This is a genomic window from Mycobacterium sp. GA-1841, assembly GCF_001954135.1.
Lineage (GTDB): Bacteria > Actinomycetota > Actinomycetes > Mycobacteriales > Mycobacteriaceae > Mycobacterium.
Window position 1 is genome coordinate 1 of sequence record NZ_MBEQ01000114.1, and the last position, 25,172, is coordinate 25,172.

Genomic DNA, 25,172 nt, shown 5'->3' on the forward strand with positions numbered 1-25,172 from the left:
GACCGACCCAAGTGGTCGTGCGCTCATCGCGGGAGGGCAGAACTCAGTCGAAGATGTCGAATCCGCCGGCGTTGTCGGGGTGGTGGTGGTCGTCGACGCCCGCATGGGACCAGTCCGGGGCCGGTGTCGGATCGACGATTCCCGGATCGGCGGTCACGGCGTCGTCGAACTGCTGCGACGGATCGTCCAACGGCTGGTGCAACGGACCGATGTCGTCGATCACCGAAGACGCTGACGACACTGCAGATACCAGATCGTCTGTCGACTCCGACTGGTTGATCACCGGCCCGGCCGCTGCATCCCAGGCGTCGTGGGCCGTGTCGAGCGGCACGTGGTCACCGAAGGCGTCGAACGCTGCCGTGGCCGCACCGCTGGCCCAGACGTTGCCGCCCGGATCGGCGGTACCGCCGTCACCGAATCCGGCGTTGGTGCCGGACATGGACAGCGATTCCGACACGACCGGGATCAGATTGTTGACGTCCGCGCTGGTCACATCGGTCAGGTGGGCGTCGGCGATGGCCTGGGCCGGATCGGCGGCGTAGCGGGCTGCCGCGTCGGGGTCGCGTACCAGCGACATGACAAAGTCCAGCAACGAGTTCGCCATGCTCCACCTCCTCAACGGTTCGATTCGAATGCTAGCCAGCTGTGAGCCGGCTGGGATCGGTGCCGATCCCACCCCTGACCGCACGTGATTAGGGGGATGACCATTAGGGGATCGACGCCACTAGGGGATCAATTCCGGGCCCGGGGGATCGGAGCGGTTAGGGTGAATGTCGGCCGAGACAACGGGAGTGACGCCTGATGACCGACTCACTGGGGTTGTCGATCGGGATGACCAACCTGGTGGCAGCCCGCGAAGGCCGCCCACCGGTGATCCGCCGATCGATTCTCACCCTGCACAACGACCGTGCTCCGGAAGTTGGCGAGTACACCGGAAGCGGTCTACCGCTGGCCGGTTTCGTGGAGCGGGTCGGTGACCCGGTGCCGCTGGTCGCGGCCGACGGGTCACAACACCGGGGAGAGCTGGTGCTGGCCGAGGCACTCGAGGTGTTGGCCCGTGCCGTCGGAGGCGGCAACCCTGTCACGATCGCCGTGCCGGCGCATTGGGGTCCGAGTACCGTCGGCGCGTTGCGGGGTGCGCTGCGCAACAAGCGTGCGCTGACACCCGACGGTGTTCCGCCGACCCTGGTCTCCGACGCCCTCACCGCGCTGGCGGCGCTGCGAACCGAACCGGGGCTGCCCGCTGACGGCGTGGTGGTGTTGTGCGACTTCGGTGGCAGTGGGACCAGCGTGACGTTGGCCGACGCCGGGGCGGGTCTCACACCGGTCGGACAGACCGTGCGCCATGCCGATTTCTCCGGCGATCTCATCGACCAGGCGTTGCTCAACCATGTGCTCAGCGGTGTGGCCACCGCCAACGATGCCGATCCGGGGGGCACCGCGGCTGTGGGTTCGCTCGCCCGGTTGCGGTCCGAGTGCCGTCAGGCCAAGGAACGACTGTCCGCCGACACCGCGACAGCGATCCCCGTCGAGTTGCCCGGATACACCGGCGATGTCCGGGTGACCCGGCCGGAACTCGAGCAACTCATGTCCCCACCGCTGACCGGACTCCTGGACGTCATATCGGACACCTTGCAGCGCAACAACATTGCGCTGTCCAGCGTCAACGCGGTGGCTACCGTCGGCGGCGGTGCGGCCATCCCCCTGGTGACCCAGCGGTTGTCGGAACACCTGCGGGCGCCGGTGGTGACCGCCCCGCAGCCTCAACTCGGCGCCGCCGTCGGCGCCGCATTGGTGGCCGAGACCGTCGCCGATGCCGGTGCACCGACTGGCATGGCCCCCGAGGTGTTAGCCGCCGACGCGCCCACCGGCATGGCTCCGACGAGCATGGGCCCGGCCGCCTGGGCGGCAGGCGCGACCGCAGCCCAGGCCGCGGCCGGTGGCGATGCCGAGAACGTCGGGGCCCTGGCCTGGTCACAGGACGACGCACCCGGTAACGAACCGGTCCCGTACGCCGGCGGCGACTACGTGACCTCCCCGGAGGCGACCGCGGCGCGGCCCCCGGTGGAGTTCAGTCACGAAGAGGAGGCGTACGACACCGAGCCGGCGCCGCTGCCCTGGTACAAACGCCCGCCGATCCTGTTCGGCGCGGCCGCTGCGGCCGTCCTCCTGGCGGCCGGCGGTCTGGCGGTGACCTTGACTGCCTCAGAAGGGGATTCGACACCGGTCACCGAGACCAGCACGACCTATTCGATGGGCCCCTCCCCCGAAGGCCCACCGCCGGAGCCTGTCACCACCGTGACCCAGGGCCCGGACGGGATCGAGACCACCACGGTCATCGCACCCCCGCCGCCACCACCGGAGACCACCACGTCGGCGTCGGAAACCACGACCACCACCAGTCCGACCACAACGACCACAACGACCACCACGACGACCACCACGACCACTACCCCGCCGACCACCACGACCACCCGCACCACCACGACCACGCAGCCACCGACCACGACGCAGCCGCCGACGACGACCAACCCGCCGACCACCACCCAGGCGCCGGTCACTACGACCGCAGCCGAGGCTTCTGACGACGGCGCCTAGGCGGACGCTGATGACCGCCCCGGTGCTGACCGACCCGTCTGCACCCGTCAAGCTGCTGGTGTCCGGTGGCATCGGCACGGGGAAGAGCACGACACTCGCCGAGATCCGGAGCACACTGCGGGAGGCAGGTCGCACCGTGCTCACCCGCGCACCCCGACCGGGTGACGCACCGGAGGCAGCGTTCGTCGTCGACGACGCACATCTGCTGACCGATGACGAAATCGATTGTCTCGCTGAGCGAGTCGCCGACCCGGGGTCGACGGTCGTGGTGGCCGCCGAGCCGCTGACCCAACGTCGGCCCCTGGACACGCTGACCACCGCGCTGGAGCGGGAGAACCCGGTGGTCCGACTCGGACCGCTGGGGAGCACCGAGGCGAACCGGACGCTGGCCGCGGCGCTGGGGGTAGCGGCAACTGCGGATACCGTGCGATCGGTCTCGGCGGTGACGGCGGGACTACCGTTTCTCTTGCACGCCGCCGCCGATGCCGTCGACGCACCTGTGGACGGGGCCCGGTACGCGCTGCTGCAACGGTTGCGCCGCGTCGGAGAAGACACCCGCGATGCGCTGCTGATCCTGTCGCTGAGCCAGGATCTCGGACCCGACGACGTAGCTGCGGCGCTGCGGTTGTCCGGCGACCGAGCTTCGGCCCTGGTCGATCAGGCCCGAGCCGGTGGGTTGGTCGAGCCCTCGCACGACCGGCGCTTCCGGCACCTGGTGCATGAGTCCCTCGCTCAGATCGCCGGCGCCGCCCGCCACCATGAGATCGAAACTTCGCTGCTCACTTCACAATTGGAGCTCTCCACGCTGTCGACCGACCTCGCGTTGGCCCTGGCCGAACATGGTTTGCGCGACGATCGGCTGGCCGAGGTACTGGCCGAGCGCGCCGCCGGAGCTCAGCCGGCGCGGGCAGCCCGGCTGTACCGCGCCGCGGTCACGGCCGGGGCGGCCGCGGCGAACACCCGGTTGGCGGATGCGTTGGCGTTGGCCGGCGATTGCGCCGGCGCGGCCCGGATGGCCGATGAGCTGCTCAGTTCGGAGGACTCGGCCGAGCGGGCCACCGCGGTACGGATCGCGGCCAGTATCGCCATGCACGACGGCAACGCGGCCCAGGCCGCCGACCTGTTCCGCTGGCTCGGTCCCTATCCCGACACGGTGATCAGTTCGGCCGGCGCGACTGCCTTCCTGGCCGCCGGGGACGCCGGGGCCGCGCGGGCGTCGTCGCGTTCCGAGATGACCGGCCCGCCCACCTCGACGGCGCGGGCCGCCCACAGCCTGGCCGACGGTTTGGTGCTGTCGCTGGATCAGCCATTCGCGGTGACGGTGGCTCGGCTCGGTCAGGCGGTGGCTGCCGAATACCGATCCGGTGGGGTCACCCCCGACACTCCCGCGGCGTTGGTCACGCTGGCAGCCCTGCACGGCGGCGACCCGGTTCGGGCCCGCAGTGTGATCAGCCGAGCGGTGCGCGTCGAGGGCGCGACGGATGAAGCCTTCAGTGCCTTCAGTGCGGCCCGGCATCGGTTGTTGCTGGGCTGGGTGAAGATGCAGGATGGTCAGCTCGGCTCGGCCGCGGCCGACGCGGCGGCCGCGGAAGCCGGCGCGGGCCTGCACCGGCGGGAGGCCTTGTGGGCTGCGGCGCTGCGCACCGCGATCGCTCGCCGCAGCGGGGACAGCGGCGCCGTGCAGAAGCACTGGTACGCCGCGATGGAAGTGCTCGCCGAGTATTCGATCGACCTGTTCTCCCTGCTGCCGCTGGGCGAGCTGTGGGTGGCCGCCGCCCGCATGCGCCAGGTGGACCGCCTGCAGCACACCCTGGCCGAGGCATGGCACCTGCTCGAATCGCTCGGCAACCCGGTGTTGTGGTCGGTGCCGCTGCACTGGGCCGGCGTACATGCCGGGATCCTGGCCAATTCGCCAGGGGCGGTCGCGCCGCACGGGCAGGCGCTGACCGCCGCGGCCGCCCAGAGCATGTTCGCCCGGGCGTTGGCCAACGCCGGCCGGACCTGGCTGCGGGTGCTGGCCAACCACGTCGACACCGACGAGGTGACGTCGGCGGCACGGGCGCTGGCGCAGTTCGGTCTCACCTGGGACGGCACCCGGCTGGCCAGCCAGGCCGCGTTGCAGACGCCGGACGCCCGGGTGTCGCAGGCGATGCTGCAGTTGGCCCGCGATCTGAAGCAGACGGCCGTGGCCGAAGAGATCGAGATCGGCCCGGGACACTCAGGGACTCCGAGTGGCGCTGCCGCCCAGACCGTCTCGGCCCCGGCCTCGACCAAGTTGTCCGACCGCGAACGCGAGGTGGCCGAGCTGCTTCTGCTCGGGATGCCGTACCGCGACATCGGCAGTCAATTGTTTATTTCCGCGAAGACCGTCGAACACCATGTGGCCCGGATTCGTCGGCGTCTCGGCGCGGAATCGCGCACGGAAATGCTGTCGCTATTGCGGGCGATGTTGACCCCGCAAGGCTGAGAGCTCCACCACAGTGGCCTCCAACTTAGGTAAGCCTCGGTAGCGGTAAGAAACTCCTAAATGTCACTATGAGCTGAAGGAAGCTAAGTTACCGACGGGTAACTATGCTCAAGTTACCGACCGGTAACTCGCGAAATGGAGGCGTTTCTGTGGAGAGTCTCGAACACACCCTGGTTTTGACGCGGCTGGTTCTGGGTGTGCTCGCCACGCTCATCGTGCTGGTGTTTGCCGCCAAGCGGATACTGTGGCTGACCAAGCTGATCAGCTCCGGGCAGACGGTCGGCGACGAGCGCGGCCGCAAGGACAAACTCGTCCAGCGTTTCCTCAACCAGAACAAGGAAGTCTTCGCCCAGTCGAAGCTCCTGAAATGGTCGATCCCCGGTCTCGCGCACTTCTTCACGATGTGGGGCTTCTTCGTCCTGGCCACGGTGTACCTCGAGGCCTACGGCGTCCTCTTCAACCCCGAATTCCACATTCCGCTCGTTGGCCGCTGGCCGGTGCTGGGCTTCCTACAGGACTTCTTCGCCGCGGCGGTGCTGGCCGGCATCATCGTGTTCGCGATCATCCGAATCCGGAAGAATCCCGAGCAGCTGGGCCGCGAATCCCGCTTCTACGGCTCACACAACGGCGGCGCCTGGCAGATCCTCTACATGATCTTCCTGGTCATCCTGACCTACGCGATTTTCCGCGGCGCTGCCGTCAACGTCCTGGGCGAAGACTTCCCGTATCAGTCCGGCGCCTTCTTCTCGGACGGCATGGCCGCGCTGCTGGCGCCGCTCGGTCACACCGCCAACGTGTGGCTGGAGACCATCGCACTGCTCGCCCACCTGGGCGTCATGCTGGCCTTCCTGCTGATCGTGCTGCACTCCAAGCACCTGCACATCGGTCTGGCCCCGATCAACGTCACCTTCAAGCGCCTGCCCGACGGCCTCGGCCCGCTGCTGCCGATGGAGCACAAGGGCGAGAAGATCGACTTCGAGGATCCCGCCGAGGACGCGGTGTTCGGCCGCGGCAAGATCGAGGACTTCACCTGGAAGGGCAACCTCGACATGGCGACCTGCACCGAGTGCGGTCGTTGCCAGTCGCAGTGCCCGGCGTGGAACACCGGCAAGCCGCTGTCTCCCAAGCTCGTGATCATGAACCTGCGCGATCACCTGTTCGCCAAGGCGCCCTACATCATCGAGGGCAAGCCGATGCCCGAAGAGGGCTCGGTCGACTTCGCCGAGCTCGGGCCCAACGAGCACAGGCACGGGGTGCCCGAGGACGGCTACGAACGCATCACCGGTTCCGGCCCCGAGCAGGCGCTGCGCCCACTGGTTGGCACCGAGGAGCAGGGCGGTGTGATCGACCCCGACGTGCTGTGGTCCTGCACCAACTGTGGCGCCTGCGTCGAGCAGTGCCCGGTGGACATCGAGCACATCGACCACATCGTCGACATGCGCCGCTACCAGGTCATGGTCGAGTCTGAGTTCCCCGGTGAGCTCGGTGTGCTGTTCAAGAACCTGGAGACCAAGGGCAACCCCTGGGGCCAGAACGCCAAGGACCGCACCAACTGGATCGACGAGGTCGACTTCGACGTCCCGGTCTACGGCGAGGACGTGGAGAGCTTCGACGGCTTCGAATACCTGTTCTGGGTCGGCTGCGCCGGCGCCTACGAGGACCGGGCCAAGAAGACCACCAAGGCCGTCGCCGAACTGCTGGCCGCCTCGGGCGTGAAGTTCCTGGTGCTGGGCACCGGTGAGACCTGTACCGGTGACTCGGCTCGCCGCTCCGGCAACGAGTTCCTGTTCCAGCAGCTGGCCGCGCAGAACGTCGAGACCATCAACGAGCTGTTCGAGGGTGTCGAGACGGTCGACCGCAAGATCATCGTCACCTGCCCGCACTGCTTCAACACGATCGGCCGCGAGTACCCGCAGCTGGGTGCCAACTACACCGTCGTGCACCACACGCAGCTGCTGAACCGCCTGGTGCGGGACAAGAAGCTGGTGCCGGTCAAGTCCACCGGCGGCCCCGAGGTCACCTACCACGACCCGTGCTTCCTGGGTCGCCACAACAAGGTCTACGAGGCTCCGCGTGAGCTGGTCGAGGCCTCCGGCGTGACGCTGAAGGAAATGCCCCGCCACGCCGACCGCGGCCTGTGCTGTGGTGCCGGTGGCGCGCGCATGTGGATGGAAGAGCACATCGGCAAGCGCGTGAACGTGGAGCGCACCGAAGAGGCGATGGACACCGCCTCGACCATCGCGACCGGCTGCCCGTTCTGCCGCGTGATGATCACCGACGGTGTCGACGACGTGGCCGCTGCCCGCAACGTCGAGAAGGCCGAAGTGCTCGACGTGGCCCAGCTGCTGCTGAACTCGCTGGACAAGAGCGCCATCACGCTGCCCGAGAAGGGCACGGCGGCAAAGGAATCCGAGAAGCGGGCCGAGCCCCGCGCCGAAGCCGAGGCCAAGGCGGCAGCCGCGGCACCGGCACCGGCTCCCGCCGAGGAAGCTGCCCCTGCCGAAGCTGCACCTGCTGCCGAAGCACCGGCCGCACCGGCTGCGGCTGCGGCCCCGGTCAAGGGGCTGGGCATGGCGGGCGGCGCGAAGCGTCCGGGCGCCAAGAAGGCTGCAGCTCCCGCCGCGTCGGCCGCACCGGCTGCCGAAGCTCCCGCTGAAGCCCCTGCCGCCCCGGCGGCTCCGGTCAAGGGGCTTGGTATCGCGGGTGGCGCCAAGCGTCCCGGTGCCAAGAAGGCTGCAGCTCCCGCCGCGTCGGCCGCACCGGCTGCCGAAGCACCCGCTGAAGCCCCTGCCGCCCCGGCGGCTCCGGCTGCTCCGGTGAAGGGGCTGGGCTTGGCGGCCGGCGCGAAGCGTCCGGGCGCCAAGAAGGCAGCTCCTGCAGCTGCTCAGGCTCCGGCGGCACCTGCCGCTCCGGCCGCCGAGGCACCGGCTGCTGCTCCCGAGGCCGCCGAGCCGGCCAAGGCGGAACCGCCGGTCGTGGGTCTCGGCATCGCCGCAGGCGCACGTCGTCCGGGTGCCAAGAAGGCGGCCAAGCCGGCCGCTCCGGCTGCCCCGGCTCCTGCCGCTCCTGCCGCTCCTGCCGCTCCTGCCGCTCCTGCCGCCGATGAGACGCCGGAACCGGCAGCTGAGAAGCCCGCCGAGACGTCTGCCGAGGCCGCCGAGCCCGCCAAGCCGGAACCTCCGGTCGTCGGCCTGGGCATCAAGCCCGGCGCCAAGCGTCCCGGTAAGCGCTAGAAGTTCCTGACGCACCGAACGGCCACCTCTGTTGCGGAGGTGGCCGTTCGGCGTTTCGGGGTCAGCCTTTCCCGTACGGCTTGGCCTTGACGGGCGGGGCCGCGACGATGGGTACGACGGTTCCGGAATTGGTGACGGTCGTGGTCTCGCCGAGGGTCATCTTGCTGCTGGGGATGAGGCCCTGGCCGTCGGGTGCATTGACGAAAGGTGCACCGATCACGCCCATCGCGATGAGGGCGCTGCCGCCCAGGACGGTGGCCAGGCTGTTGGCCCGCAGGAAGTGGGATGTCATGTGATTGCCGATCGGGTTGAGTGATGTGGCCCGGAACCACCCCGTCTGACCTGGGGAATCCGCGCGCTGTAGATGTGCCACCATCGTTTCCCAAGTGTTTGCCCGATGCTCGCCGGCCCAAGCGACTCCACAGCGGTTTGGCACACGAATCGCAGAATCGACGCCGGCTGATTGTGGTGCCCGCCACCTCCGACATCGACAAATTCCAAAATCAGTGGACGGTGATGAGACCATGGTGATCGTGACTACCCATCAGTTGCCGTGGCAGACCGGACAGCACCCGAAGCCGCGTACGTTTGCCCAGTCCACGAAATTGCAGGATGTCCTGTACGAGATCCGTGGGCCGGTACACGAGCAGGCCTCCCGGCTGGAAGCTGAAGGGCACCGCATCCTCAAGCTCAACATCGGCAACCCGGCGCCGTTCGGCTTCGAGGCCCCCGACGTGATCATGCGCGACATGATCCAGGCGTTGCCGCATGCGCAGGGGTATTCCGACTCCAAGGGCATCGCGAGTGCGCGCCGCGCCGTGTTCACCCGATACGAACTGGTCGAGGGCTTTCCCAAGTTCGACATCGACGACGTCTACCTGGGCAACGGCGTCTCCGAGCTCATCACCATGACCCTGCAGGCGTTGTTGGACAACGGTGATCAGGTGCTCATCCCGGCGCCGGATTACCCGCTGTGGACGGCGTCCACCGCGCTGGCCGGCGGCACCCCGGTGCACTACATGTGTGACGAGACCCAGGGCTGGAATCCCGACGTCGCCGACATCGAATCGAAGATCACCGAACGCACCAAGGCTCTCGTGGTGATCAACCCGAACAACCCCACCGGCGCGGTGTACAGCCGCGAAACGCTGGAGCAGATCGTCGAGCTGGCCCGCAAGCATCAGCTGCTGCTGTTGGCCGACGAGATCTACGACAAGATCCTCTATGACGACGCCAAGCACATCTCCCTGGCCACGTTAGCGCCTGACCTGCTCTGTTTAACTTTTAATGGCCTGTCCAAGGCCTACCGGGTCGCCGGCTACCGCTCCGGCTGGCTGGTCATCACCGGACCCAAGGAGCATGCGACCAGCTTCATCGAGGGCATCAGCCTGCTGTCGAACATGCGGTTGTGCCCGAATGTGCCTGCCCAACATGCCATTCAGGTGGCTCTCGGCGGTCATCAGAGCATCGATGATCTGGTGTTGCCGGGCGGCCGGCTGCTCGAGCAGCGTGACACCGCGTGGACGAAGCTCAACGAGATCCCCGGCGTGTCCTGTGTGAAACCCGCCGGTGCGCTGTACGCGTTCCCGCGGTTGGACCCCGAGGTGCACGACATCCACGATGACGAGCAACTGGTGCTCGACCTGTTGCTGCAGGAGAAGATCCTGCTGACCCAGGGCACCGGATTCAACTGGCCCACACCGGATCACCTGCGCATCGTCACCCTGCCGTGGGCGCGGGACCTGGCCCAGGCGATCGAGCGACTCGGCAACTTCCTGGTCAGCTACCGGCAGTAAAGCCGACTCACCACCCGTTGTTGCGGTATAGGCGTCCGACGGGCAAGCAATGCCCGCGTTCGTAACGTGGTGGCGGAAAATCGCGCCAGATTCCGCCACTGCGTTACGCACGCGGAGATCAGGAACCCGACAGCCGCTCCCTCTACGCTGTGCGAGTGGCGCACACGCATTCCCACTCCCACTCGTTGGCCGGACCCTCTCCGCTGGGCCCACTGGCCGCCCGCATCGTGGTCGGCCTGCTGGTCGCCATCGGTGTCGCGGTACTCGCCGGTGCCGCTCTGCTGTGGCCCAGCCAGCAGAAGGTGGACATCCCGCTGCCGTTCCAGAATGCCGCCGGGGGCGCTGTCACCACCGAGTCCGGGCATGTCGTGTCCAGCACGCTGGCCGACTGTGGCAGCCCGTCGGCCGGTGCCGTCCTGACCGCCGCACCCAGGCCGGCCGTTCCCGGGGGCGGCACCTGTGTGCAGAACCTGGTGGCCATCGACTCCGGGCCGAACAAGGGTGCCAAGACGCTGCTGGAGTTCACCACCGGACCGGGACAACCGAATCTTGTTGCCGGGGACGATATCCGGATCAGCCGGCAGGTGGACGAGGCCGGGACGACGAGCTATGCCTTCTTCGACTACGAGCGCACCTGGCCCCTGGTTCTGCTGGCGCTGGCGTTTGCGGTCGTGATCGTCGCGGTGGCCCGCTGGCGGGGTCTGCGCGCCATTGTCGGTATCGCCGTGGCCTTCGGGGTATTGATGATCTTCCTGTTACCGGCGCTGCGCGACGGAGCCCCGGCGATCCCGGTGGCCCTGGTGGCCTCGGCGGCCATTCTCTACGCCGTGATCTACCTGGCCCATGGCGTCAGCCTGCGCACCAGCGCCGCACTGCTGGGCACGCTCACCTCACTGCTACTGGCCGCGCTGTTGTCCTGGGCAGCAATCGAATTGGCGCATCTGACGGGCCTGTCCGAGGACCAGAACAACGAGGTCGCCGCCTACATGGGCAACGTGTCGATCACCGGACTGCTGCTGGCCGGGTTCATCATCGGTTCCCTCGGTGTGCTCAACGACGTCACCATCACCCAGGCCTCGGCGGTGTTCGAACTGGCGGAGCACGGCGGTAGCCGGCGGTCGGTCTTCACCGGCGCGATGCGGGTGGGCAGTGACCACATCGCCAGCACGGTGTACACCCTGGTGTTGGCCTACGCCGGCAGCGCACTGCCGCTGCTGCTGCTGTTCAGCGTGGCCAACCGATCGCTGGCCGATGTGCTGACCGGTGAGAGCGTGGCGATCGAGATCGCCCGATCCGCTGTGGGTGGCATCGCGCTGGCCCTGTCGGTGCCGTTGACGACGGGGATCGCCGCGGTGCTCGCCACTCCACAAACCAGCAGGCAGTGACCCGGCACGTTTGACCGTCCCTGCCCGGGGTACCCGGCGACGGTGAATCAGCCCCATCACAGTGAGGTAACCCTCGAGGTCGACGGATCACGACGTCAGTTGTCCGTGGACAACCGCATGACCCTGTTGGACGCCCTGCGGGAAAAGCTGGGGGTGACTGCGCCGAAGAAGGGTTGCGACCACGGTCAGTGCGGCTCGTGCACGGTTCTGCTCGACGGCCGCCGGGTGAACACGTGCCTGACGTTCGCCGTTGCTGCCGACGGGGCGCAGATCACCACGGCGGCCGGGCTCGAGCGGGACGGCGAATTGCATCCGGTGGCACAGTCGTTCTGCGACGAGGACGGCTTTCAGTGCGGCTACTGCACTCCCGGCCAGATCTGTTCTGCGGTCGGCATGTTGGACGAAGCCAAGGCCGGGGCCCCGAGTTTCGTCTCCCCCGATCTCGAACTGCCACCGATTCTCACCGAGGACGAGATCCGCGAACGCATGAGCGGCAATCTGTGCCGCTGCGCGGCATACCCGAACATCATCGCGGCGATCGAACGGGCGTCGACCCGATGAAACCTTTCGACTATCACGTGGCCACCAGCCCCGCAGACGCGGTGGCCACCGTCACCACGCACCCGCACGCCGCCTATCTCGCCGGCGGCACCAACCTCGTCGACCACATGAAACTCGGTGTGGCCGAGCCTGATCTGCTGGTCGATGTCAGCCGGCTCGATCTCACCGAGACCGTCGTCACCCCCGACGGCGGCGTGCGCATCGGCGCGAATGTGCGCAACAGCGATCTGGCCGCCGACCCGGTGATCCGCTCGCATTACCCGATGCTGTCGCGGGCCCTGCTGTCGGGCGCGTCCGGGCAGCTGCGCAATGCGGCCACCACGGCCGGGAACCTGCTGCAGCGCACCAGATGCGTGTACTTCCAAGACGTCACCACACCGTGCAACAAACGAGAACCCGGCAGCGGTTGCTCGGCGGTGGGCGGCTACGTGCGTTACCACGCGATCCTGGGCGCCTCCCCGCACTGCGTCGCGGTACACCCGTCGGACATGGCGGTGGCGATGTGCGCGTTGGATGCCCAGGTGGTGGTGCACACCGCCGACGGCGAGCGGCGCATCCCGGTCGACGAGTTCTACCGGCTGCCCGGCGATGAACCCGACCGCGACACGGTGCTGGCACACGGTGACCTGATCACCGCCGTCGAGTTGCCCGCCCCTGCGCCCGACGCCGCCTCGGACTACCGCAAGGTGCGCGATCGCGCGTCCTACGCCTTCGCGCTGGTGTCGGTGGCCGCCGAGCTGACTTTCACCTCGACGTTCCAGATCGGTTCGGCGCGCATCGCTTTGGGTGGAGTGGCGCACAAGCCGTGGCGCGCGCGGCGCGCCGAACAGCTGCTGCGCGGCGACCAGCCCTCGCCGGAGAACTTCGCCGCGGCCGCCGATGCCGAGCTCAGGCAGGCCGAGCCGTTGCCGGGCAACGAGTTCAAAGTGGAACTGGCCCGCCGGACCCTCGTCGCGCAACTGCGCATGTTGACCGAGCGGAGACGGCCATGACGATCCTCGAACCACACGCGATCGGTCAACCGACTGAACGCACAGACGGCCGGGCCAAGGTCACCGGCACCGCGCGCTACGCCTTCGAGCACCGCGTCGAGGATCCGGTCTACCTGCATCCGATCCAGGCCACGATCGCGCGCGGCCGGGTCACTGTGATGGACACCGCCGCGGCCGCCGCACTTGACGGGGTGCTCGACGTGCTGACCGTGTTCGACGCCCCTTCTCTGGCCGACACCTCCGACGGCGAGCTGGCGATCCTGCAGGACGACCGCGTGCATTTCCGTGGCCAGATCATCGGGGGCGTGGTGGCATCGTCCGCCGAGATCGCCCGGGAGGCTTCCGATCTCGTGCACGTGACCTATCACGAGGAACCCCACGACACCGAACTGAGCGAGGATCATCCCGGCCTCTACACGCCCGAATCGGTCAATCCGTCGTTTCCGCCGGATTCTGAGCAGGGAGACCTGGATTCGGCGCTGGCCACGGCCGAGGTGACGGTGGACCAGACCTACCGCACACCCATCGAGCACAACAATCCGATGGAGCCGCACGCCTGCATCGCCCAGTGGTCGACGCGCGCCGGACATCCCATGGTGACTTTGTACGACTCCACGCAGGGAGTACACGTCGTCCGCAAGACACTGGCTCCGATACTGGGCCTGCAACCCGAGCAGTTGCGGGTGATCGCCCCGCACGTGGGCGGCGGGTTCGGCTCGAAAGGAGCACCGCACGCCCACGATGTCCTGGCCCTGCTGGCCGCGCAGCGGGCGGACGGCCGACCGGTGAAACTCGCGCTGACCCGCCAGCAGATGTTTGCCCTCGTCGGCTATCGCACCCCGACCATCCAGCGGCTGCGGTTGGGCGCGGACCGGGACGGCCGGATCTCCGCCTTCGCTCATGACGTCGTCGAACAGACTTCAGCCGTCAAGGAATTCGCCGAGCAGACCGCCGTCACCTCCCGAAAGATGTACGCGAGCCCGAACCGGCGCACATCACACCGGCTGGCCGCCCTCGACGTGGCGGTGCCGTTCTGGATGCGCGCCCCGGGTGAGTGTCCGGGCACATTCGCCGCCGAGGTCGCGATGGACGAACTCGCGGTGGCCTGCAATCTGGATCCGATCGAACTGCGCGTGCGCAACGACCCCGACGTCGATCCCGAATCGGGCAAGCCGTGGTCCGGACGCCACCTCGTCGAATGCCTGCGCGTAGGGGCGGAGCGCTTCGGGTGGGCGCCACGTGATCCCCGTCCGGCCAAATACCGTGCCGGCAACTGGTTTATCGGTACCGGGGTGGCCGCTGCCACCTACCCGGGTATGGCGATGGAGGGCAACACCGCCCGGATCAGCCACGCCGAACAGGGTCGCTACACCGTGCAGATCGGCGCCGCCGACATCGGTACCGGAACGTGGACCGCGTTGGCCCAGATCGCCGCCGACGCGCTGGGATGCCCACTCGCGGAAGTCGATCTGCACATCGGCGACACCGAACTGCCGCAGGCCTCGGTGGCCGGCGGCAGCTCGGGCATCACCTCATGGGGTTCGGCGATTGTGGCCGCCGCCAAGCAGTTTCGTCGCGAGCACGGCGATCACCCTCCGCTCGGAGCCTCCTCGGAAGCCGAGGCGCCGCAGAATCCCGATGCCGAGAAGTTCACCGTGCAATCGTTCGGCGCCCACTTCGTCGAGGCCCACGTCAACTGTGACACCGGCGAGATCCGGATTCCGCGCATGCTCGGGGTCTTCTCGGTGGGCCGGGCCATCAACGCACGCACCCTGCGTTCCCAGTTGATCGGCGGCATGACCATGGGGTTGTCCATGGCATTACACGAGGAGAGCATTCGCGACCCGCGCTTCGGGCACGTCGTCACGCAGGACCTCGCCTCGTATCACATCAGCGCCCACGCCGATGTCACCGACATCGACGCGATGTGGCTCGACGAGGTCGAGGAGCACCTCAACCCGATGGGTTCGCGCGGCGCGGGCGAGATCGGCATCGTCGGCGCCGCCGCGGCGGTGGTCAACGCTGTTCACCACGCCACCGGGGTGCGGGTCCGCGATCTCCCGGTCACCCTCGACAAGGTGTTGCCCGGGCTGCCCTGACCGTCAGCCGGCGAGGTCTTTTTCGGTGAGCTCGGTGGCGGCCAACGCCGCGGCCAGCGTGTCGTGGCGGAACACCGAGGTGACGTGGTCGTGCACCACCCGGAAGGCGGCCGCGCCGGTGTGCGAGGTGCCGTCGACGGCCATGATGGTCTGTTCGACGACGACCACGCCGTCATGGACATACATCCGCCCTGGTGTCACCGTGGCCCCGCCTGATGATGCCCACTCCCGCAGGGCGGTATGTCCCTGGGCGGCCCCGTCGGCATCACCCAACTCGATGTCGTCGCTGGACAGCGTGATCAGGGTGTCGACGTCGTTGTCGTTCAGGGCGTCATGCCAGGCCAGAACCGTGGCGATCTCGGATGTGGTCATGAACGAAACGTACGCCACTCAGTACGGCGTGCGGTCGAGCCAGGCGTCCCAGAGCGCAGTGTCGCCGAACACGTCCAACCCGAGGTCGCCGGCTTTGCGCCGGCGGGTGACGGCCATCAGCAGGTCACGCGCGGGGCCCCGCAATGCCACGCTGCCCTTGCCGTGACTGTGCGACCACCCGAGCCCGTCCTCGTCGTGCTCCACCGTCCACTCACCGGTCGGACCGAGCCCGTCGTCGGTGGCGTGCAGATGGATGCTGGTGCCCGACGGGAGCGGGTCGGTGTGCCGTTTGGTGGCCATGGCCGTGGCGATCTCAAGCCATTCGCTGACAGCGTCGGCGGCAAGATCGGCAGACAGATCGAAGTCCGTTCCCACCGCCAGCGCCGCATCGGCCCCGTGCACCGTCGCCTCATGCAGCCGCCGCCGGATCCACCAGCCCCCGGGTTTGGGCCCCAAAAACGTCCACACCCGGGCATCGGTGCCGACCTGGTCGACGGATTTGAGTACTTGGGCCGCGCCGGCGTTGAGCCAGTCGATCGCGGCCTCGGGATCGTCGGGCGGTCGGCCGTCGTGCACCTCCCGCGGATCCAGCGGCGAGACCCGTCGCTCGGAGATGATCTGTGCCGCCCAACGGTTTCCGCGGCCGACGTGGCGGAACAGTTGCTTGAGCGTCCAGTCCGGGCACGATGGCACCGGTGTGTCGGGATCGTTGGCGGCGATCAGCTCCCCGAAGATCCGGGTCTGGTCGAGCAGCGCAGCTCGGAAGTCCACGTCACGAACCTACCGCTGTGCGCGCCTTTCCGAGCGCTATCGGCAGAGTCGACCAGCCGCGCAGGATCCGGGTGTCGCGGCGGTTGGCGGCACCGGCGATCCGGGCGTCGGGGAACCGGTCGAAGAAGGTCTGGAGACCCACGTGACCTTCGGCTCGGGCCAAGGCGGCGCCGAGGCAGAAATGCCTGCCACCCGAGAACGACAGGTGGCGGCCGGCGTTCTCCCGCTCGATGTCGAAGCGGTGCGGATCGGTGAACACCGCGGGGTCTCGATTGGCTCCCGACAGGTGCACGATCACCAACTCGCCCGCCTTCACCCGGGTGCCGGCCACCTCGGTGTCGACGCGGGCGGCCCGGGCGCTCATCAGCACCGGCGAGTCCAGCCGCAGGATCTCTTCCACCGTGTTCGGCCACAGCTCCGGGCGCGCCGCCAGCGTCTGCAGGTGTTCCGGGTGATCGAGCAGCATGCGGATGCCGTTGCCCAACAGGTTGACCGTCGTCTCGAACCCGGCGGCCAGCACCAACCCGGCCAGCGCCCGCAGTTCCGCCTCGTCGAGCGGCTCACCGGCCGCTCCGGCCTCGGAGGCTTTGATGACCTCGCTGAGCAGATCGTCTCCGGGAGCCCGGCGCAGCCGGCGCAGGTGCTCGGTCAGCCAGGTTTCGAAGCCGTCGATGCCCTCGTTCACCGTGCGGTACTGCTGCCAGGACAAGCCGATGTCCAGGCTGGGCGCGCCGAGCTCACCGAAGCGCAGGATCTGCGCACGGTCGCTGTCGGGGACGCCCAGGATGTCGCTGATCACCGAGACGGGCAGCTGCGCGCAGTAGCGTTCCACGATGTCGACGACGCCGGCGTCGTTTTCCATCGAGTCCAGCAGATCGTTGGCGGTCTGCTGGACTCGCTCACGCAACCGCGAGACCGCGCGGGTGGTGAACACCGACGAGACCAGCTTGCGGTAGCGGGTGTGATCGGGCGGTTCCACCGCGAGCAGCGACGGTGGCAGCAGCGGGTGGAGCTTGCCGGTGTCGGTCTTGTCGGCCACCCAACGCAGCGGACGCGGCAGGTTGCCGCCCAACCGGGAGACCCGGAAATCGTCGGACCGCAGCAGATCGCTGGCAACGTCGTAGTGAAAGGTCATCAGGACCGCACGGCCACGGACGATCGGCCCGATCTGACGCATCTCGTCGGCGAACGGCGCCGGGTCGGCGCGTACCTGTGGATCGGCGATCAGCCGCGCCTGCGGATCTCCGCGCCGCATCCCGACCGCCGACATCCCCCGAACCACTCCGTGGATGGCCATCCACCGGATCTGTTCCCGCATGGATCGAGCCTACGACCGCCCATTTTGTTCTACAACCGTCAAACAGCAGCCACCGGACGACCGAGGGCGAAGACCCGCCAGCCGGCGTCCCGCCACCGCAGGCTGTCCAGGCAATTACGTCCGTCCACAACGACTTTGACCCGGACCGTGTCGGCGAGTTCCGCCGGATCGAGGTCGACGAACTCCGCCCATTCGGTGAGCACCAGCACCGCATCGGCCCGGTCGCAGGCCTCGATGACCGAGGTCGAGTAGTTCAGCGTGGGGAACACCCGCTGCGAGTTGTCCATCGCCTTGGGGTCATAGACGTTCACCGCGGCACCGTTCAACTGCAGCATCCCGGCCACGTTGAGCGCCGGCGAGTCCCGCACATCGTCGGACTCGGGTTTGAACGCGGCGCCGAGGACGGCGATGTTGGCGCCCAACAACGATCCGCCGCAGGCGCGGGTGGTCAACTCCACCATGGCGGTTCGGCGACGCATGTTGATGCTGTCGACCTCACGCAGGAAGGTCAGAGCATGGTTGGCGCCGAGCTCACCGGCCCGGGCCATGAACGCCCGGATGTCCTTGGGTAGGCAGCCACCACCAAAACCCAACCCGGCGTTGAGGAATCGTCGCCCGATCCGCGGATCGTAGCCGAGCGCGTCGGCCAGCAGGGTGACATCGGCCCCGACAGCTTCGCACACCTCCGAGATCGCGTTGATGAACGAGATCTTGGTGGCCAGAAACGCGTTGGCCGACACCTTGACCAGCTCGGCGGTCTCCAGATCGGTGACCAGAAACGGCACGCCGTCCGCGATCATCGGGGCATACAGTTCACGCACCGCGGCTTCCCCGCGCTGCGAATCCCGCTGGACACCAACCACAATCCGATCGGGGTGCAGCGTGTCGTGCACGGCGTAGCCCTCACGCAGGAACTCGGGATTCCAGGCGATCTCGACATCCACACCCGTCGGCGCCAGCGCCCGGGCCCGCTCCGCGAGGTCGGCCGCGGTCCCGACCGGGACAGTGGACTTGCCGACGATCACCGCGTTTCGGTGCAGCCGCGGCACCAGGGTGTCGATGACGGCGTGGACGTGGCGCAGGTCGGCGCTGTAGTCGCCCTTCTTCTGCGGGGTGCCGACGCCGAGGAAGTGCACATCGGCGAAATCGGCGGCCTCGTCGTAGTCGGTGGTGAACCGCAGCCGTCCGGCGGACAGGTTGTCGTTCAGCACCTTGCGCAGCCCGGGTTCATAGAACGGGATGTCACCGGCGGCGAGTTTGGCCACCTTCCCCGGGTCGATGTCGACCCCGATCACCTCGTGGCCGAGCTCGGCCATCCCCGCGGCATGTGTCGCGCCCAGATAGCCGGTACCGAAAACGGTGCATCGCATACAGACTGGATAAGCGACGCGGATGAGCTAGCCGCTACGTGACATTGAGCGGCAGGCCAACGTCAGGTGACGGTTGTCAGTGCCGGCCGAACGGGAACGGGAACAGCGATCCGCCGTCACCGCCGTGGGAACCGCCGGACCGGCCGGGGTTCCAATCACCGGATCCACTTGAACGGCCCGGCTTCCAATCATCGGACCCGCCGGAGCGGCCGGGATTCCACCCCGAGCCGGGACCCGAATCAGAGCCGGGGCGCCAGTCACCCGGGCCCGAGCCCGGCCACCGCGGCGAATCCGGCACGTCACGTGACGGCGGTTCCCACGACGGGCGCTGCGGCTGCTCACGCCGTGGCGGATCCCACGGCGGACGGAAGATGTCCGGCAGTCGCGGCGGCGGGGGCAACACCACCAGCGGCGGGATGTACGGAGCCGGCGGCGTGAAGACCGGCGCGGGCGCCACCGGGGGCGGCGCGGGTGCCGGAGCCTCGGGAGCCGGCGCCGGAGCCGGAGCCTCCGGTGCGGGCGGCGGCGCCGCGGCGGGCTGCTCGACATAGACCGTGCGGGGTGGGGCGGGGGGGGGGGGAGCTTCCTGGACCACCGGGATCGGCGCCTTGATGGTCTCCGGCGGCGGGGCCGGCGGCGGCGCCTGCTGGACGGGTTGGGCTTGCGGCGGGGGCGGTGCGGGCGCAGGCATCTTGATCGGGGCCGTCGGCGCCACTGCGCCTTGCGCCGGAGACGGACGCTGATCGACCGTCGGCCGGATGCTCACCGCGAGCGAAATGACCAGCGCGACAACACCGACGATGAAGACCGAGCTCAATGCGCTGCCGATCAGCAGGAACGGTTTCCGTTCCTCCTCCAGCGGCATCTCGCCGGCGGCGAAGTCCATGCCGTCGATCGGTTCGGCGCCCACGGGGGCCATCTCGGTGGCCAGCCCGGCCAGCGAATAGGCACTGCCCGCGGTGGTGCCGTCCGGATCCTGCGAGTAGGCCAGGCCGACGGTGGAGGCCTCGAAGGCGGGCGCATTGGCCGAGGCCAGCGCCGCGCCGCGGGCCAATGCCATCTCCGGCTCGTCGGGGGCACTGACCGGAAGGGACACCAGATGTTCGAGGTGCGATTTGACCGAGGCGACGTCCACACCGGAGCCGAGGACGAACATGCCGTCCGGCGCGGTATCGGACGCCTCGACCGCGGCGGCCATCTCGGTGAGCACGGCCATGGCGTCGGTGCTGTGTAGCGACTGCGCCAACACCTTGACCACCGAGCCGTCATCGGTCTTGACGACCGACAGCGTCGCGGCGTCACGGTCGATGAACAGCAGCGCCGTGGTGTCGTAACCGACCGCTCGGCCGACCGCCTGGGCCAGTGCCGCGGCGGCATGACCCTCGGAGACGAGCATGACGTCGTCGATGCCGTGGGCGGCCAGCTTGTCGCGCAGGGCGGCGGCGTCGGAATGGTCGGTCCAGGTGACACCGATCGCCTTCAGGTGGTGCCCACCCGTCGTGGCGCTTTCTTTCGTGCCGAGGATCGCGGCGAGTACCTGATCGGCCGCGCCGGTGGTTGCCGAATCATCGCCGGCGGTGACGTCGAAGACGTCGTGATCGACGGTGACCCCGTCGGCTTTCTCCCCCTCGACCAGCACCATGCGGACCGTCGTAGGTGCCATCGCCACACCCAGTACGATGTCCACCAAGCCCTCCAATTTGTTTGCTGCACTGTCGTTGTCACCGTTGCGCACACATTCCGCACGAGCCGACAACTAGAACCTTCATCGGTGCAACCTGCTCGATCGTTACACCCGCACGTATTAGCTACAGCGCTGGATTCCGGTCGGACCGCGACGGCCTGGTGCACGCCGGCGCCGGTTAGTTAGACCCTACTCGGTATTACGACAGATGGCGCCGGCCGGTTCATCCCGCCGGCTCCTCTTCGGCCGGATCTGGGCGCTGCACCAGGGTCCCGCCATGTCCGCCGAACAGCCCGGGCCGGCGCTGGGGCAGATGGCCGTGCACGCCCTCGGCGTAGGCGGACTCGGCGTGCTGAGTGAAGTCGACGCCGGTGGTCTCGTCCTCGGGGCTGAGCCGGAATCCCATGAACCGGTCGATCAGTTTGGCCAGCCCATAGGACACCGTGAAGGCATAGGCGGCCACCACGACGGCGGCGAGCAGCTGCTTGGCCAGCTGGGTCAACCCGCCGCCATAGAAGAGGCCCTGTGGACCGGCGGTCATCACCTCGGTGGCCAGGAAACCGATCAGCAGCACACCCACCACGCCGCCGACGAAGTGCACACCGACCACGTCGAGGGAGTCGTCGTAGCCGAACCGGAACTTCAGGCCGATCGCAAAGGAACAGACCACGCCGGCGGCCAGTCCGACCACGACCGCGCCGAGGGTGTTGACGGTGCCGCACGACGGCGTGATCGCCACCAGGCCGGCAACCACCCCCGAGGCAGCGCCGAACGTGGTCGGCTTGCCGTCGCGGACCTGTTCGACGGTCAGCCAGCCGAGCATGCCCAGGCAGCCGGCGACCAGGGTGTTGAGGAAGATCGCGGCGGCGGTGCCGTTGGCCGCCAGCGCCGAGCCGGCGTTGAACCCGAACCAGCCGAACCACAGCAGGCCGACACCGAGCAGCACGAACGGCAGGTTGTGCGGGCGCATCGCGTCCTGCTTGAAGCCGATCCGCGGGCCGAGCACCAGGGCCAGGGCCAGCGCCGAGGAGCCGGAGACGATCTCGACGACCAGGCCGCCGGCGTAATCGAGCACACCGAGTCCGGCCAGCCAGCCGCCCGGACCCCAGACCCAATGTGCGACGACGGCGTACACCGCGACCGCCCACACCGGCACGAACAACATCCACGCGGCGAATTTCGCCCGGTCCGCGATGGCGCCGCTGACCAGAGCGGCGGTGATGATGGCGAACGTCAGCTGGAACGTCGCGAAGAGGAGTTCGGGTACCGAGCCGTGAGCCGTGCTCGGGGTGATGCCGAGCATGCCGAAGTGGTGCAGGCCGCCGATGAGACCGCCACCGGCGTCGTCCGAGAACGCCAAGCTGTACCCAACCAACAGCCAAGCCACCGTGACCAGCGGGATCGAGATGAAGCTCATCATGATCATGTTGAGCACGCCGGTGGTGCGGACCATGCCGCCGTAGAAGATGGCCAGGCCCGGAGTCATCAACAGAACCAGGGCCGTGCTGGCCAGCAGCCAGGCGGTGGCGGCCGGATCGATCTCGTGCATTTGGCGAGAATGTCGGCCGCGAGTTTCAACTGCGCGGCGAGCGTGTTTCAGCCGTGTTTCTGACTTCTCACGCTGTGTGCGCACGGCTTCTGCGCGCTTCTGGCACGCGGGTTTCTAGCGCAGGGCGGTTGATCGGCGCTCGGCACGACCCCCTGGAGGAAAACGGCGCAGATGCTCGCTAGTTGACGAAGTTCAGATACGAGCGTGATGGCGTCGGGCCACGCTGGCCCTGGTATTTCGAGCCCACCTTGTCACTGCCGTAGGGATGCTCGGCCGGGCTGGTCAACCGCAGCAGGCACAGCTGGCCGATCTTCATGCCCGGCCACAACGTGATCGGCAGGTTGGCCACGTTGGACAGCTCCAGCGTGATGTGCCCGGAGAAGCCCGGGTCGATGAACCCGGCCGTGGAGTGCGTCAACAATCCGAGCCGGCCCAGTGAGGACTTGCCTTCCAGGCGGCCGGCGAGATCCTCGGGCAGCGTGCACACCTCCAGCGTGGAGCCGAGCACGAACTCGCCGGGGTGCAGCACGAACGGCTCCCCTTCGGTCGGTTCGACCAGCGTGGTCAGCTCGTCCTGCTGCTTGGCCGGGTCGATGTGGGTGTAGCGGGTGTTGTTGAACACCCGGAACAGGTTGTCCAGGCGGACATCGACGCTCGACGGCTGCACCAGGGCATCGTCGAACGGCTCGAGGGCGAGGCGTTTCGCAGCGATTTCGGCGCGGATGTCTCGATCGGAGAGCAGCACCCGACGAGCGTATCCGCTACTTACCGATCATCTCCGTCAGTGCCGGCAAGGTGATGTCGGTGTGCGGGACGGTGATGGGTGTCTGCGCCGCGTGCACCGCCGGTGGCACCACCTTCTGTGCGACGGCGTTGATCTGCGGGTTGCTCAGCGCCGCGACGAGCAGCGGATTGGGCGGCTGGGCCGGAGCCATTGGCGGCGCAGCCACAGCGGGAACGATGTTGGGCGGCGGCATCAGCACCGGCGGCGGTTCGGGAGCCGGTGCCGGCGGCGCGAGCGGCTCGGCCCGCGCGGCCGGTTTCGACGCCTGAGTCGGCGGATCGCCGTCGCCTCCTTCCACGGCAAGCGCGACCACCAATGAGCCCGCCAGCACGAGTACCGCGGTGGCCACGATCATCGTCAGGGTGCGGACCAGTGGGTCTTTGACGGCGGTTGGCGCGGCATCGGGCTCTTCCGTTCCCGGCGTAGGCAGTCGCGCGGCACGGGGAACGAAGATCGACCCGGTTGCCTCGTCGGGTTCGGGAGGTGGGGTGTCGGCGCCGGCAAGTATCGCACCGCGGACCATCAGGAAGGCCGCGTCATCGCCGAGCGCGACGGGGCGCTCCATCACTGAATTGGCTTCCTCGACAAGGCTTTCCAAGCCAGTCACCGATCCGGCGATGACGACGGCGTCGATCGGTTCACCGAAGCTGTCGCAGATACCGCGCAGTGCCAGCACCGCGGTGGCCTCATCCGGGTCGTCGAGGGTGCGGCTACGCAGGTGTTGCGCACCATCCTCGCCGACGCCGGTCACGGCCAGCATGGTCGCGTCGGGTTCCACCACACACAGCGCGATCGAGTTCCGCCCCGTCGTCGTGCACATGTACTCAGCGGCGGCTTCGAGCGCATCGGAGGCGGAGGCCACCGCCACATTGGTGATACCGGCCTCCAGCAGGGAGTCGAGAACCAACTTGGCTTCGATGGAGACGGCGTCGGTCCAGGTCAGCACCACACGCACGACAGTGTTCCTGGTGGCCGAAGCCGCGGCGTACGTCCCGAGGACCGCGCTGACCACATGCTCGCTGAAGCCCGGTTGCTCGACGCCGATGCGGGTGTCTACCTCGAACGAGTCGTGGTCTATCACCGTGCCGTCGCCACACGCGCCCTCCACCAGGAGAAGCCGGGCGTCCCGCGACGTCATGGCAATGCCGATGACAACATCCATTCGTTGAAATCCCTCGGTTGATTTTGACCCGACCGGATTCGACGCTAGCGACGGGCCCTGAGAACCTCGGCCCGAGGATTTACACGACTCTCAGGGTCGGCTGCGCATGGCAATCATGTTCGTAGGTCGAATGTTTCGCCCCCAACCCTCAAGTCGATGGGTCGCCACTGGACAGCAGCGCGACTGGTGTGTCGGCGGCCTTCGCCGCGGGGCGGGCACCGACATCGGGCTCCCACGACGTCAATTTCTCAGACTCGCGGGGCCAAGCCCGCACCGCCTGCCCCATGGCCGCTGCGGGCTTGCTATCCTTCGTCAGCACCAGGCCGATGTAGTTCAATGGCAGAACATCAGCTTCCCAAGCTGAATACGCGGGTTCGATTCCCGTCATCGGCTCCACTGTGACCAGCATCAATGCCGTTCGAATCATTTGAACAGCAACCCACGATGTCACAACTGACGCGAAACCCGTCACTGGACTGCAACGTTCACCGACACATTCACGGGGGTTTGACCGACACCGCCAGGGCGAACCCGCCAGAAGTCCAGCGCACTTCGCTCTCGCCACGGCCTACTGTCAGTGAGCGCGGATAGCGTCCCAACGACGTCTGCTGCGTAAGGAGGGCTCGGTGCCCAACACACAACCGCGATTCCCCGTATTCACCTGGTTTGTGCCAATAGAAGACCCTCTCAACCTCCCCGAGAGTTACATCGCGAAGTTCACGGAGCCACGCACCGCAGGCGAGATTTGTCGGACGACCTCGCTGCCCGGCCCATGTTCAACCGCATGCGCGATGCCATCGAGGCTCACCTGACCATCGTGTTCGCCGCGCTGGCTGTCTCTCACGCCATCCAAACGCGCACCGGACTGTCGGTCGCCAAAGTCGTCAAGCTACTGCGGCCACTGCGCTCGGCGACCATCCACATCGACGGCGCCACCCCAGACCTTCCCACCCGAGACCTTCCCACCCGAGATTCCCGACACCGAACGCAAGATCCTCACCGACCTCGGGGCTTCAACCCTTCCATAGATC

Annotated in this window: 19 protein-coding genes, 1 tRNA gene and 1 pseudogene; 10 read left to right on the forward strand and 11 right to left on the reverse strand. The window is 67.9% G+C overall.

Annotated elements, in window-relative coordinates; all coding sequences use genetic code 11:
• Positions 1 to 43: 43 nt before the first annotated feature.
• Entirely contained in the window at positions 44 to 604 is a 561-nt protein-coding gene (locus A5740_RS25770) for an IniB N-terminal domain-containing protein (protein ID WP_076198877.1), read from the reverse strand.
• Between the two features lie 197 nt (positions 605 to 801).
• Between A5740_RS25770 and A5740_RS25775 the strand changes: the two genes are divergently transcribed.
• The 3 genes from A5740_RS25775 to A5740_RS25785 all read left to right on the forward strand — a co-directional run bounded on the left by A5740_RS25775 (position 802) and on the right by A5740_RS25785 (position 8,298).
• Entirely contained in the window at positions 802 to 2,598 is a 1,797-nt protein-coding gene (locus A5740_RS25775) for an Hsp70 family protein (RefSeq protein WP_076198879.1), read from the forward strand.
• Between the two features lie 10 nt (positions 2,599 to 2,608).
• Entirely contained in the window at positions 2,609 to 5,065 is a 2,457-nt protein-coding gene (iniR, locus tag A5740_RS25780; protein ID WP_076198881.1) for an isoniazid response ATPase/transcriptional regulator IniR, read from the forward strand.
• 104 nt (positions 5,066 to 5,169) lie between these two features.
• On the forward strand, positions 5,170 to 8,298 hold the full coding sequence (locus A5740_RS25785) for a heterodisulfide reductase-related iron-sulfur binding cluster (RefSeq protein ID WP_083654428.1): 3,129 nt from the start codon (positions 5,170 to 5,172) through the stop codon (positions 8,296 to 8,298).
• A gap of 61 nt (positions 8,299 to 8,359) precedes the next feature.
• On the opposite strand, the gene A5740_RS25790 is transcribed toward A5740_RS25785, so the two are convergent.
• Positions 8,360 to 8,590 carry a hypothetical protein gene (locus A5740_RS25790; protein WP_076199066.1) on the reverse strand — a complete coding sequence of 77 codons (231 nt, stop codon included), beginning with the start codon at positions 8,588 to 8,590 and terminating at the stop codon, positions 8,360 to 8,362.
• 214 nt (positions 8,591 to 8,804) lie between these two features.
• On the opposite strand from A5740_RS25790, the gene A5740_RS25795 reads away from it, so the two are divergent.
• The 5 genes from A5740_RS25795 to A5740_RS25815 all read left to right on the forward strand — a co-directional run bounded on the left by A5740_RS25795 (position 8,805) and on the right by A5740_RS25815 (position 15,131).
• Positions 8,805 to 10,094, forward strand: coding sequence for a pyridoxal phosphate-dependent aminotransferase (locus A5740_RS25795; RefSeq protein WP_076198885.1), 1,290 nt, complete (start codon positions 8,805 to 8,807; stop codon positions 10,092 to 10,094).
• A 155-nt stretch (positions 10,095 to 10,249) separates the two neighbouring features.
• Positions 10,250 to 11,479: a YibE/F family protein gene (locus A5740_RS25800; RefSeq protein ID WP_139335348.1), complete on the forward strand. Its 1,230-nt coding sequence runs from the start codon at positions 10,250 to 10,252 to the stop codon at positions 11,477 to 11,479.
• 42 nt (positions 11,480 to 11,521) lie between these two features.
• Complete coding sequence (locus tag A5740_RS25805) at positions 11,522 to 12,040, forward strand: 2Fe-2S iron-sulfur cluster-binding protein (protein ID WP_076198889.1); 519 nt, start codon at positions 11,522 to 11,524, stop codon at positions 12,038 to 12,040.
• Positions 12,037 to 13,032: a xanthine dehydrogenase family protein subunit M gene (locus A5740_RS25810; RefSeq protein ID WP_076198891.1), complete on the forward strand. Its 996-nt coding sequence runs from the start codon at positions 12,037 to 12,039 to the stop codon at positions 13,030 to 13,032. The genes A5740_RS25805 and A5740_RS25810 overlap by 4 nt, the downstream gene beginning before the upstream one ends.
• Entirely contained in the window at positions 13,029 to 15,131 is a 2,103-nt protein-coding gene (locus A5740_RS25815) for a xanthine dehydrogenase family protein molybdopterin-binding subunit (RefSeq protein WP_076198893.1), read from the forward strand. The genes A5740_RS25810 and A5740_RS25815 overlap by 4 nt, the downstream gene beginning before the upstream one ends.
• A gap of 3 nt (positions 15,132 to 15,134) precedes the next feature.
• Here the strand turns inward: A5740_RS25815 and A5740_RS25820 are convergent, their stop codons facing one another.
• From A5740_RS25820 to A5740_RS28865, 9 genes are all read right to left on the reverse strand, one after another.
• Positions 15,135 to 15,503, reverse strand: a complete 369-nt coding sequence (locus tag A5740_RS25820) for a nuclear transport factor 2 family protein (RefSeq protein WP_076199068.1) — start codon at positions 15,501 to 15,503, stop codon at positions 15,135 to 15,137.
• A gap of 18 nt (positions 15,504 to 15,521) precedes the next feature.
• On the reverse strand, positions 15,522 to 16,274 hold the full coding sequence (locus A5740_RS25825) for a maleylpyruvate isomerase family mycothiol-dependent enzyme (protein WP_076198895.1): 753 nt from the start codon (positions 16,272 to 16,274) through the stop codon (positions 15,522 to 15,524).
• 1 nt (position 16,275) lies between these two features.
• Entirely contained in the window at positions 16,276 to 17,592 is a 1,317-nt protein-coding gene (locus A5740_RS25830; protein WP_076198896.1) for a cytochrome P450, read from the reverse strand.
• Between the two features lie 38 nt (positions 17,593 to 17,630).
• Positions 17,631 to 18,962 carry a UDP-glucose/GDP-mannose dehydrogenase family protein gene (locus A5740_RS25835; RefSeq protein WP_076198897.1) on the reverse strand — a complete coding sequence of 444 codons (1,332 nt, stop codon included), beginning with the start codon at positions 18,960 to 18,962 and terminating at the stop codon, positions 17,631 to 17,633.
• 76 nt (positions 18,963 to 19,038) lie between these two features.
• Positions 19,039 to 20,649 (reverse strand): hypothetical protein, encoded by a 1,611-nt coding sequence (locus A5740_RS25840; protein WP_083654443.1) that lies wholly within the window; start codon positions 20,647 to 20,649, stop codon positions 19,039 to 19,041.
• 220 nt (positions 20,650 to 20,869) lie between these two features.
• Positions 20,870 to 22,195 (reverse strand): ammonium transporter, encoded by a 1,326-nt coding sequence (locus tag A5740_RS25845; RefSeq protein ID WP_076198898.1) that lies wholly within the window; start codon positions 22,193 to 22,195, stop codon positions 20,870 to 20,872.
• A gap of 178 nt (positions 22,196 to 22,373) precedes the next feature.
• Positions 22,374 to 22,940, reverse strand: a complete 567-nt coding sequence (gene dcd, locus A5740_RS25850; protein ID WP_076198900.1) for a dCTP deaminase — start codon at positions 22,938 to 22,940, stop codon at positions 22,374 to 22,376.
• 16 nt (positions 22,941 to 22,956) lie between these two features.
• A complete protein-coding gene (locus A5740_RS25855; protein WP_076198902.1) occupies positions 22,957 to 24,141 on the reverse strand; it encodes a hypothetical protein in 1,185 nt (394 codons plus the stop codon).
• Between the two features lie 148 nt (positions 24,142 to 24,289).
• Positions 24,290 to 24,460 carry a hypothetical protein gene (locus A5740_RS28865; protein WP_175616369.1) on the reverse strand — a complete coding sequence of 57 codons (171 nt, stop codon included), beginning with the start codon at positions 24,458 to 24,460 and terminating at the stop codon, positions 24,290 to 24,292.
• Positions 24,461 to 24,463: 3 nt separating this feature from the next.
• Between A5740_RS28865 and A5740_RS25860 the strand changes: the two genes are divergently transcribed.
• Positions 24,464 to 24,537, forward strand: a tRNA-Gly gene (locus A5740_RS25860).
• Between the two features lie 358 nt (positions 24,538 to 24,895).
• A pseudogene (locus A5740_RS25865) lies at positions 24,896 to 25,169 on the forward strand (IS1634 family transposase); the annotation flags it as partial.
• Positions 25,170 to 25,172 lie beyond the last annotated feature (3 nt).

What these genes read in the sequence shown, in the direction of transcription:
- A5740_RS25815 (WP_076198893.1), top strand. Translation starts at nt 13,029, where the DNA reads ATGACGATCCTCGAACCACACGCGATCGGTCAACCGACTGAACGCACA.
- A5740_RS25785 (WP_083654428.1), top strand. Translation starts at nt 5,170, where the DNA reads ATGCTCAAGTTACCGACCGGTAACTCGCGAAATGGAGGCGTTTCTGTG.
- A5740_RS25855 (WP_076198902.1), bottom strand. Translation starts at nt 24,141, where the DNA reads ATGGATGTTGTCATCGGCATTGCCATGACGTCGCGGGACGCCCGGCTT.
- A5740_RS25835 (WP_076198897.1), bottom strand. Translation starts at nt 18,962, where the DNA reads ATGCGATGCACCGTTTTCGGTACCGGCTATCTGGGCGCGACACATGCC.
- A5740_RS25820 (WP_076199068.1), bottom strand. Translation starts at nt 15,503, where the DNA reads ATGACCACATCCGAGATCGCCACGGTTCTGGCCTGGCATGACGCCCTG.
- A5740_RS25845 (WP_076198898.1), bottom strand. Translation starts at nt 22,195, where the DNA reads ATGCACGAGATCGATCCGGCCGCCACCGCCTGGCTGCTGGCCAGCACG.
- iniR (WP_076198881.1), top strand. Translation starts at nt 2,609, where the DNA reads ATGACCGCCCCGGTGCTGACCGACCCGTCTGCACCCGTCAAGCTGCTG.
- A5740_RS25775 (WP_076198879.1), top strand. Translation starts at nt 802, where the DNA reads ATGACCGACTCACTGGGGTTGTCGATCGGGATGACCAACCTGGTGGCA.
- A5740_RS25790 (WP_076199066.1), bottom strand. Translation starts at nt 8,590, where the DNA reads ATGACATCCCACTTCCTGCGGGCCAACAGCCTGGCCACCGTCCTGGGC.
- A5740_RS25770 (WP_076198877.1), bottom strand. Translation starts at nt 604, where the DNA reads ATGGCGAACTCGTTGCTGGACTTTGTCATGTCGCTGGTACGCGACCCC.
- A5740_RS25830 (WP_076198896.1), bottom strand. Translation starts at nt 17,592, where the DNA reads ATGCGGGAACAGATCCGGTGGATGGCCATCCACGGAGTGGTTCGGGGG.
- A5740_RS25810 (WP_076198891.1), top strand. Translation starts at nt 12,037, where the DNA reads ATGAAACCTTTCGACTATCACGTGGCCACCAGCCCCGCAGACGCGGTG.